General features: G+C 49.9%; 7 protein-coding genes. 2 read left to right on the forward strand and 5 right to left on the reverse strand.

Annotated features, from left to right (window positions below; genetic code table 11):
* Window positions 1-2 precede the first annotated feature (2 nt).
* The 4 genes from NK638_RS02685 to NK638_RS02700 all read right to left on the reverse strand — a co-directional run bounded on the left by NK638_RS02685 (window position 3) and on the right by NK638_RS02700 (window position 4,728).
* A complete protein-coding gene (locus tag NK638_RS02685) occupies window positions 3-818 on the reverse strand; it encodes an SGNH/GDSL hydrolase family protein (protein WP_274631833.1) in 816 nt (271 codons plus the stop codon).
* Window positions 812-2,206, reverse strand: a complete 1,395-nt coding sequence (locus NK638_RS02690) for a nicotinate phosphoribosyltransferase (protein WP_274631834.1) — start codon at window positions 2,204-2,206, stop codon at window positions 812-814. Before NK638_RS02690 ends, NK638_RS02685 begins: the two co-directional genes overlap by 7 nt.
* 152 nt (window positions 2,207-2,358) lie before the next feature.
* Window positions 2,359-3,405: a bifunctional nicotinamide-nucleotide adenylyltransferase/Nudix hydroxylase gene (locus NK638_RS02695; protein WP_274631835.1), complete on the reverse strand. Its 1,047-nt coding sequence runs from the start codon at window positions 3,403-3,405 to the stop codon at window positions 2,359-2,361.
* Between the two features lie 345 nt (window positions 3,406-3,750).
* Window positions 3,751-4,728 (reverse strand): alpha/beta fold hydrolase, encoded by a 978-nt coding sequence (locus tag NK638_RS02700; protein WP_274631836.1) that lies wholly within the window; start codon window positions 4,726-4,728, stop codon window positions 3,751-3,753.
* 530 nt (window positions 4,729-5,258) lie between these two features.
* Between NK638_RS02700 and nfuA the strand changes: the two genes are divergently transcribed.
* Together nfuA and NK638_RS02710 are read left to right on the forward strand one after the other, a co-directional pair.
* Window positions 5,259-5,942, forward strand: coding sequence for a Fe-S biogenesis protein NfuA (gene nfuA, locus NK638_RS02705; protein WP_274631837.1), 684 nt, complete (start codon window positions 5,259-5,261; stop codon window positions 5,940-5,942).
* Window positions 5,943-6,228: 286 nt separating this feature from the next.
* A complete protein-coding gene (locus NK638_RS02710; protein ID WP_075102550.1) occupies window positions 6,229-7,539 on the forward strand; it encodes an O-acetylhomoserine aminocarboxypropyltransferase/cysteine synthase family protein in 1,311 nt (436 codons plus the stop codon).
* A gap of 282 nt (window positions 7,540-7,821) precedes the next feature.
* On the opposite strand, the gene NK638_RS02715 is transcribed toward NK638_RS02710, so the two are convergent.
* Window positions 7,822-8,474: adenosine kinase (locus NK638_RS02715; protein WP_274631838.1), on the reverse strand; the 653-nt coding region annotated here is incomplete at its 5' end.

The following is an 8,474-nucleotide window of genomic DNA, read 5'->3' on the forward strand; positions in this document are numbered from 1 at the left end:
TGTTAGCGCTCAAGGAGCTGTGCGATTAGCGCCGCCAACTGCTGCGCCCACAAGCCATAAGTCAAGCTGCTGGGGTGAAAGCCATCACTGGCAAACATCGCCGCGCTATCAATGGGGCTACTGCCGCTGTGCATTTCGGCCATCATCGCAAAGTCAGCGGCCATGTAGTGTACACCGCCCTGAGCCTGACACACGTTTTGTAATACTTTGTCGAGTGCCATGGCTTTGGCACCGATAAAGGCGTTGAGCGGCGCAGGTAGTGCTGGCATTTGCGCCATCGGTGGTAGGCTTGAGAAGACTATCTTGCGCGCGCCAAATTTGCGCTGAGCAATGGTGATGATCTGCTCGAGTTGCTGTTGCCACTGGTCGGGGGAGACGTTCGCTGTGGTGTCATTGACCCCGACGCTCAAAACCATGATATCAACAGGCTCGCTGGGCGCAGACAGCACATACAATCGCCGCAAAATATCAAAGCTGGTGTGCCCCGTCGTCGCCTGCAACGACCAGACAATATCAGCAAACTGGCTATGAATAATTGGCTGTTGCTGCAGCATGGGGATTAGCTTGCCTGCCAGCGCTTCTTGCTGTGTCAACGTCCCGACCCCTGCTGCTGCGGAGTCGCCGACGATCATCAACTGTAGCGTAGGCTTCGATGCTTGGGCGAGCGTCTTAGTCGCTGATACTAGAGTGACCCGGCCGCATCTATCACCGGTAGGCTCAGGGAGGCGTACCGTATCACGTTTGACCTTGATACCTTGATACAAATAAATTGGCGCAAGCAGCATATCTTTTTTGGATAAGTTTAGAGAAGCTACCATCCTGCACGCTCCCGAATGATGGTCAGGCTGTCGTCGATCAACAGCTTACCGTCGACATACACATCGCGTAGTAGGTTGTCAGCAGTCGATAAGTCGTCGAGTTTGATGGTTTTTGGTTGGCCTTGGGTCTGATTGATCAACGCCAAGCGGCCTTTTTTTGAGCGTTTTGAGCGGCTCGTCACAGGGTCCTTATAGATATCCTTCCAAACGCCATCGATACAAATGGCGCTGGCTTTCATCGCCCAGCTCATGGTGTCGCGGTTGACTTGCTGCAATAATCCGCCGCCCATTCCAAAGGTGATGTTATCCGCGCTAAACCCAGCCTTTAGCACCACATCGATGATGCTGTCCAAAGTGTTTGGGCTGATACCATCACCTTGGATGATACGCACATAATCTGGCAATACCTTATAGCCTTTACGATTGATGGTGGTGCCAAACTTCACAGCCAAGCGCTCTAAAGCTTCGCGTACCACTTTGGCAGGCTCGCCGCTGTCTGGTCTGATGACCAGCGTGCCGCCCATGTTTTGGACCTCGTCTTTGAGGCAGCCGCCCCAGATATTATCTATGGCGTTCCATAAATCATAACTGTCAGAGACCACAGAAACGCTTTTGCCCGCGCCGCCAAACTGCGTGAGCATATTGGCAAAGGCGGCTGTCTCGCCGTCGCGACCCCAAGCGGTCATGGTACTGTGCTCGGCGGCCGGAATCGAAAACGCTGGCATGTCTTTATCCATCCGATACCAACGGCTGGCGGCGACCAGCGCCGTCATCGAGTCGGTCCCTGCAAAGTTTACTAAATGTGCCAAACTGCCTAAAGCGACTGATTCTTGGCTAGAGGCACCGCGCGCGCCAAAATCATGCAGCCGAAACGTAAGCGAGTCGCTATTGTCGGCAGACTTTTCTAGGGCCTGACGAATGATGCCTTTACAGTAATGCGAGACGCTAGCGACGGTGGAGGGGTACCAAATAGCGCGTAGCAGTGCGGTCTCGATATAGCTTGGTAGCCAATAAAACTCAGGATCGGTATTGATGACTTGGCAGACGACGTTTGAGACAGGGACGATGCTGCCTTCAGGGACGGCCTCGATACGTAGTGGCAGGTAGCCACCGTGTTTATCGACCAGACGCTCCCAGCCTGCACGGTTAAACGTCAAGCCATGCGCTTGAATGACCATTTCGGCTTCATCGATATCTTGATGGGTGATAGGGGTGCTGAGGTACTCTTTGATAAAAGCTTGTAGACCAAAAAACACCACGTCGTAGTCGCCTTTACGCGCCTCAATGTAGCTTGACAGATACTCACTACCGCTTGGGTATTGCACCCAATGTGAGGTCTTGTAGCTGTCGCTATTTAAGATTAAGTTGCTCAGATTGCCAGTGTACATCACAGAACTCCTCTGCGTTGAGATGCCGCGGCTGCCTTGTTATATGACAGCTGCGGCGGTGAGCCGTTACCGTCTATCGGTGCCGGCATAAAAACGTTACTTAGCCTGCTTTTAACACAATAATCATAAAGACTCAGCGCGCTGTTTGCCTATTATAGCCCTACCATTTTGGTAATGATCGCATAGTGGTCTTCAAACATCATGGTGGCGTCCAGCTCAGCCAGCGGTAGCCAAAAAGCATTGGACGCATCGTCGCCGCCTTTGACTTTGGGCAAGCCTTTTGGGTCGTTTTTTAGCTGAAAATAAAACGCTTGGGTAATCGTACGACCGCGCGCGGAGCGGTACGGATCGTCAAAGGTATGCTGACTATGGCAAGAGCCGCGTAATACTGGCTCAGGGACTTTGAGCCGTGTCTCCTCGCGTAGCTCACGGATACAGGCATCAAACAAGGTCTCTTTTGGGTTCACAAACCCACCGGGCAACGCCCAAAGCCCACGTCCTGGCATACTGCGGCGTTCTACCAATAAGATATGGCCTGATTGTACAATCAGCGCATCAGCAGTCATAAAGGTGGGCGGATAGGGCGCAGCCTGCCATTGTCTTTTATATTTATCGATAAAATCGGCTTCTTCGTGCAGCTGTTGATAGTCTTCAGTTTTTTTGAAATCATCGAGCACTTGACGGGTGGACTCAGGCGTACGCTCAGGTGTTGGCGTTGCCCCCATCAGATAGCTGTCGCGGATAGGCGTGGCTGATAGGTTGTGATAATTGGGAACGGAGACAGAATCCCAGTTGGGAAACAATGATAGATAATACGATGAGCTGTCTTTTGAGTGGCCTATCAGGCCGATATCACTTTGCAAATCACCTGTGACAGATTTGACACCGGCTTGTACGTATTGAAGCCAGCGCGTGTCATTATATAGTGCATCATCTAACCCCACGCAGTGGATGCGCGCGGCATCAGCAGATGAGTACGCGTCCTTAATCATCGCGGCACGCTCAGCGACGCTAAAAGGATTGCGTAGGCTGCGTGGTAGGTTGGCTGAGCCAATCAGCATAATCACTTCATCAGCGCGTTGTAGCGCCTCGTCGACGACCGCTTTATGCCCTCGATGAAAAGGCTGAAAACGTCCGATAAAGACCAGATAACGATAGTGTCTGCGCTTATCTGTTTGCTGCTCTACTGAATCACCCATATGTGCCACTGTCCTGCCATTGATATGTCATTAATAAAAATAAAGGCTAAAAACCATGCTGCCAATATGACACAGCAGCAGTGCCACTGACAAGTGCAAAGATGTTTTATACCGTGTATGGGTTTGCTGATTTACCAAAAAAGGAGCGAGCAGACGCTAACACCTTTACGGTGGTGATCATCTGGCGGCATATAGTGAGTTCCGTATAAAAGCGATACAGTGGGACTGGGATAAATTTTACGCAGCCTCTGTCGGCGCAGGCACAGCACGCAAGGAAAATTTATACCAGTTCCACGTTGACATATGATGTATCTGTTTTATTTAGAATCGACTATAACGATCAAGTCATCTGGCGTGCTGTTCGATCCAAGCGGCGACCGTTGGCCAAATCTCTGTCGCTGCATGACGGCTAATCATAATGCGGCTATGGGTATAATCGTCTAAATCACCACGGCTGCGCGCATACTCTCGAAAGATATTGGTAGCGTTATTATTAGTAGAGGTGGAGGCAGAAGAAGGGCTGCTATTAGTAGCGCGGTTAAAGGCATCAAAAAACCGCCGACAGCCAGCGGTTGGGGAGATAAAGTTATCACCCTTGGCACTGATGGCATAGATAGGCATCGTAACCATCGGCATGTGCTGTCGATAATCAAAAGGGGCATTGTCGGCAAACTGTTTGCGGCTGCTATTAAAGTTTTGTTGCAAATTCCAATCAAACCACTGGTTCATGGTGTGATAGCTTTCGTTGATCGGCCCCAGTTTGAGCTTTTTGGCAGGGATATAACCGACCGCTTTTGTCACAAGCTTGGCGGCAAGTATCTTGGCGTAGCTGATAGGGCTGGCGGCCGCCCCAAACGCTTGACAGGCAAACATAGTGGCGCTGTTGATTTTATCGATATAATCTGGATATTGAATCAAAAACATCGTTAGGCCCACGCCGCCGCCGCTATGGGTGACGCAGTGCAGATTATTGAGTTGTAATTCATCAAAAAAGTAGCGAAAAGTCGCCTCATAATCATAGGTTGCGACGGTCTCAAAATCAAACGCTTCTTTAGGCGCTGGGCTGTCGCCATGGCCGCGCCACTCCATGATGTAGCACTGATGGCCCAGACCGGCCAGATACTCGGCGATTTTTAGACAGGTTTGTTTGTCTGAAAAGGTGCCATGGGTCAAAAATATATTTTGTGCCTTGACGCTTGTGTCAGGGGCGCAAGGTGCGCCAGCCGTTGCGTCTGCATGTTGTTTGATACTGTTTGCTACCCGCCAAACGGCTATTTGCTCGCCGTCCTTGGTCGTCACTAGATGCCGCGTCCGTGTCATCATAAAGCGCTCTTTTACCCTCAGTTTTTATCACAATATCCCTATAACTGCCGCTTAGTTATACCATAATTGATGAGTCTTTGATGGCCGTTTTGTGACCAACCTAGCCAAATGAGTATATGAATGAAGCAAATTGAGCGATAAATAATAAAGGTGTCAGAAATAAGGCGCTAGGAATTAGAGCATTAGAGTTCAAAGCGTCAAGCGTTGATAAACAACCTCGGAGGTGCTGCTTGATAAATATGAGAGTCGTCTTTATATAAAGGAGAGCATATCAACGATCAGACACAGGGCAAGGCTGTCTGCAAGCGATGTTAATTCACAGTGGGGCAGTCGGAATTGTCGCCTGAATACGCTATAATAATGAGTATAAGTGCCACAAAGCCTTGGTCGGCGTGAGCAACCCGTGACAGACACGCCCATCAGATGATAAATCGGTACAGTTGGTACCCCCTTATCGTTACACACTCTACATTCACGACACAGTAGCCACGACAGGTATCGCGTTTGTGTCATAACACATAGGAAACATTATGAGTGAACACAATCAAGCTGCTAATCAGTTGGATCAGTCAGCAGACTATGAGTCAGCGCTAGATACTGAGCAAGCGGACGTAAAAAGTAACATCACTATCACAAAGTCGGCGCAAGGTTATTTGGCCGATTTGTTGGCCAAGCAAGACATCGACGGTATCGGTGTCCGTATTTTTGTTGAGCATCCAGGTACGCCGCGCGCCGAGTGCTGCATGGCGTACAATCAGCCAGGCGAAGAAGACGGCGCGGATTTGGTGCTCACGTATGACGATTTTTCGGCGTTTATCGAGGCGGCTTCAGTGCCGTACTTAGAAGATGCGGTGATTGATTATAATAAAGACCGTTTTGGTGGGCAGCTCACCTTCCGTGCGCCAAACTCAAAAGTACCAAAGGTCGGTGCTGATGCCAGTGTCGAAGAGCGTATCAACTATATCTTGCAATCAGAGATTAACCCAGGCTTGGCCGCGCACGGCGGTATGGTGGACTTGCTAGAGCTGATCGACGAAGAAGGCGTTGGTCTGACAGCCGTGCTAAAGTTCGGTGGTGGCTGTCAGGGCTGCTCAGCGGTGGATATGACCTTACGCCAAGGTGTCGAAGTCCAGCTTAAGCAGCAGATTCCTGAGCTGACGCAAGTGGTTGACGAAACCGACCATAGCCGTACTGAAAATGCGTATTATAAATAATCGGCGCGGCAAAGTCGCTCAAACCATTCAGCTTAGACAACGCTACTTAAATCTTAAACAAAGCTACTTAGATCAAATAGTATGGTCGCTTATGAGTTTTTGTCATTAAGAGATGAATGATTTGCTATTCTTTTCATAAAGAAGTTGAGTTATGATTAACTCAGCTTTTTTTATGCCTATCGTTTTTGTAGATGGCGTTTAGCGACAGCGGCGTAAAGATAACGATTTGACATTTTTTTATCATGATATCCTTATTGAATCATAAATACCTAAATAGGAGCACAGTATGAGTGACGGACAACCAGACCAGCAAAACCAAAATACACCGCGTCTTGAAACCTTGGCCATCCATGCCGGATACCAAGTTGAGCCAACGACCAAAGCGGTCGCCGTACCCATTTATCACACCAGCTCATACGCGTTTGACAACACCCAGCACGGTGCTGACTTGTTTGATCTCAAGGTCGCAGGCAATATCTATACCCGTATCATGAACCCAACCAATGCGGTACTAGAAGAGCGGGTGGCTGCATTAGAAGGCGGTATCGGAGCGCTGGCGGTGGCATCAGGCATGGCGGCCATCACGTATGCCATTCAGACGATTTGTGAAGCGGGTGATAATATCGTTGCGGTATCGACGCTATATGGCGGTACTTATAATTTGTTTGCCCATGCGCTACCGCGTCAAGGCATTGAAGTACGTTTTTTTGACCACAAAGAGCCAGAAGCAATTCGCGATCTTATCGATGATAAGACCAAAATGGTGTTTGCTGAGAGTATCGGCAATCCGCTGGGCAATATCGTAGATATCCAAGCGCTAAGTGATATCGCTCACGAGTATGGCGTGCCTGTGGTAATAGATAGTACGGTGGCGACGCCTGCGCTCTGCCGCCCGTTTGAGTTTGGCGCGGATATTGTCATTCACTCATTGACCAAGTACATGAGCGGTACGGGCACCTCGATCGGCGGCGCGATTGTCGATAGTGGTACGTTCCCTTGGGGCGACTATCCTGAGCGTTTCCCGCTGCTCAATACCCCAGATGAGAGCTATCACGGTGTCAACTTTGTCAAAGACGTCGGCGCTGCGGCGTTTATCGCTCGTGCCCGTGTGGCTCCGCTACGCAATACTGGGGCGGCAATCAGCCCATTAAATGCCTTTGGTATTTTGCAAGGTATGGAGACGCTCAGCCTACGTATGGAGCGCCATGTACAAAATGCCCAGGCCGTCGCTGAGTATCTGCGCGACCATGACAAAGTCGCTTGGGTTAAGTATGCAGGTCTATCGGACCACCCTGAGCATGAGCTGGCCAAAAAATACATGAAAGGCACGCCTTCTGCTATTTTAACCTTTGGGGTAAAAGGTGGGCTGGAGGCTGGCGCCCGCTTTATCGATGCGCTGCAGATGATCACGCGCTTGGTCAATATCGGTGATGCCAAATCGTTGGCGTGTCACCCAGCGACCACCACCCATCGCCAGCTCAATGAGCAAGAGCTTGCCAACGCTGGGGTCAGTGCTGACATGGTGCGTCTCTCTATCGGTATCGAGCATATCGACGACATCAAAGCCGATCTGGCACAAGCATTGGCTGCGGCTTAATATTGTCATACTGGTCATATCCGTACGCTATTTATACGTCACAAAAAAGCCCATATCGATAAGATACGGGCTTTTATTTGGCACGAAATATCGCTTAGACTAGGGCGTGTCCCTATTTTAAAAATGGTGATAAAAATGAGATAAATCGCAGGCAAACAAGGAAAATAGCGCAGGTAATATCAAGATATTGGCCAGCTATTTGACACCGTTTGCCAAAGATTTAGCCATTTTTAGCCCATTTAGTCATAAAAGCTTGAATTAGGGACACGCCCTACATGCTTATTAAGCGGATAATACGCGCTGCGCAATCTCTTTATAGTCTTGGGAGGCAAGGCGCGGGCCAAATTGCTGAATGACTTGGGCGGCGACAGCGCTTGCCAGACGACCACACTCAGGCAGGCTATAGTGTTGCGATAGCGCATACAAAAAAGCGCCCGCGTAGTTATCACCTGCGCCATTGGTGTCGATGACATTGGCCACCGCTGGCGTGGCGACTTCATAAATCTCCAACTCTGAGTGGTCATCTGACTTATGAGCGATGATTGCGCCATTCGCGCCATCGGTGACGACTGCGGTCTGGCAATGCTCAAGGAGCGCGCGGGCGGCGGCTTTGATTTGTTTTTTGTCAGTAAATAGCTTGGCCTCTTCGCTATTACAGAATATCACTGCAACTTTATTGCCGAGCATATTGAGTAGGCCGTCTTTGGCAAACTTCACCACCGCAGGGTCGGCGAAGCTCACCGCGATTTTGGCGTTATGAAGACCTGCTTGCTGGCGCAGTTTAGTCATCGCAGGTTGGATGCTCTCAGTCATCGCCAGATAGCCTTCTAGATACAGCCAGTCGGTTTGTGTCAGCGCGTCAAAATCGACGTTTTCTGCTGTGATGTCGCTTGAGGTTCCAAGATAGGTTTGCATGGTACGCTCGCCATCTTCGG

Source organism: Psychrobacter sp. A3 (genome assembly GCF_028823565.1).
Taxonomy (GTDB): Bacteria; Pseudomonadota; Gammaproteobacteria; order Pseudomonadales; family Moraxellaceae; genus Psychrobacter; species Psychrobacter celer.

Coding starts and splice junctions, on each gene's coding strand:
- NK638_RS02690 (WP_274631834.1), bottom strand. CDS start 2,206: ATGTACACTGGCAATCTGAGCAACTTAATCTTAAATAGCGACAGCTAC.
- NK638_RS02695 (WP_274631835.1), bottom strand. CDS start 3,405: ATGGGTGATTCAGTAGAGCAGCAAACAGATAAGCGCAGACACTATCGT.
- NK638_RS02700 (WP_274631836.1), bottom strand. CDS start 4,728: ATGATGACACGGACGCGGCATCTAGTGACGACCAAGGACGGCGAGCAA.
- NK638_RS02710 (WP_075102550.1), top strand. CDS start 6,229: ATGAGTGACGGACAACCAGACCAGCAAAACCAAAATACACCGCGTCTT.
- nfuA (WP_274631837.1), top strand. CDS start 5,259: ATGAGTGAACACAATCAAGCTGCTAATCAGTTGGATCAGTCAGCAGAC.
- NK638_RS02685 (WP_274631833.1), bottom strand. CDS start 818: ATGGTAGCTTCTCTAAACTTATCCAAAAAAGATATGCTGCTTGCGCCA.